Source organism: Streptomyces sparsus, assembly GCF_054776295.1.
In genome coordinates, this window is the sequence record NZ_BAAHCA010001060.1 from 1 (window position 1) to 1,526 (window position 1,526).

The 1,526-nt window shown below is 74.4% G+C and carries 1 protein-coding gene; it reads left to right on the plus strand.

Annotated elements, in window-relative coordinates; translation table 11 throughout:
- On the plus strand, nt 1-1,526 hold a 1,526-nt coding region (gene treZ, locus ACYVE9_RS26275), incomplete at both ends, for a malto-oligosyltrehalose trehalohydrolase (RefSeq protein ID WP_461030388.1).

The window sequence follows — 1,526 nt, forward strand, 5'->3', positions numbered from 1 at the left end:
CGCCGGCGCCCGCTACGGCTTCGTGCTGGACGACGGCCCGGTGCGCCCCGACCCGCGCTCGCGGCGGCAGCCGGACGGCCCGGAAGGGCTGAGCGCCGTCGTCGACCACACGGCGTTCCGCTGGCGGCACGACTGGCCGGGGCGCGACCTGGCCGGTTCGGTGCTGTACGAGCTGCACGTGGGCACGTTCACCGACGCGGGCACGTTCGACGCGGCGGCGGAGCGGCTGGGCGGGCTGGCCGAGCTGGGCGTCACCCAGGTCGAGGTGATGCCGGTCAGCCCCTTCCCCGGCCGGCACGGCTGGGGCTACGACGGTGTGGCGCCGTGGGCGGTGCACGAGCCCTACGGCGGTCCGGACGGACTGAAGCGCTTCGTCGACACGGCGCACGGCCACGGTTTGGGCGTGGTGCTGGACGTGGTGCACAACCACCTCGGCCCTTCGGGTAATCAGCTGCCCGCCTTCGGTCCGTACTTCACCGACCGCCACCACACGCCGTGGGGAGCGGCGATCAACCTGGACGCTCCCGGCTCGGACGAGGTCCGCGACTACCTCATCGGCAGCGCTCTCGCCTTCCTGCGCGACTACCGGCTCGACGGGCTGCGGCTCGACGCCGTGCACGCCCTCGTCGACACCCGGGCCGAGCACTTCCTGGCCGCGCTCTCCGCGTCGGTCGACGCACTCAGCGCCGAGCTGGGCCGGCCGCTCTTCCTCATCGCCGAGTCCGACCAGAACGACCCGCGCACCACGGCACTGCGGGAACGCAACGGCCTCGGGCTGCACGCCCAGTGGAACGACGACTTCCACCACGCCCTGCACGTCGCGCTCACCGGCGAGGACCAGGGGTACTACGCGGACTTCGCTCGCGCCCCGATGGCCGCCCTCGCCCGCACCCTCACCGGCGGCTTCTTCCACGACGGCACGTACTCCGCCTTCCGAGGCCGGCGTCACGGACGACCGCTCGACCGGACCACCACCGACGCGCAGCGCCTCGTCGTCTACGCGCAGACCCACGACCAGATCGGGAACCGGGCGCTCGGCGACCGGCTGGCCGCCGGTATCAGTCCGGAACTGTCGGCCTGCGCGGCGGCGCTGGTGCTCTGCGGACCGGGCACCCCGATGCTGTTCATGGGCGAGGAGTGGGGCGCCCGCACGCCCTGGCAGTACTTCACCGACCACACCGACCCGGAGCTGGCCGAAGCCGTCCGGCGCGGACGCCGCCGCGAGTTCGCCGCGCACGGCTGGTCGGCGTCCCGGATCCCCGACCCGCAGGACCCGGCGACCCGGGGCCGCTCCTGCCTGGACTGGACGGAACCCCTGCGGCAGCCCCACGCCTGGCTGCTGGACTGGCACCGCACCCTGCTCGGCCTGCGCCGCGCGCACGTACCCGAGGGCGTGCCGCTGGCCGAGGTGCACGTCGAGTACGACGAGCAGGCCCGCTGGCTGGCGCTCCGGCACGGACCGCTGCTGGTCGCGGTCAACCTCGGCGACCGGGACGCGACCGTGCCGGGGACGGACGCGGGGGAGC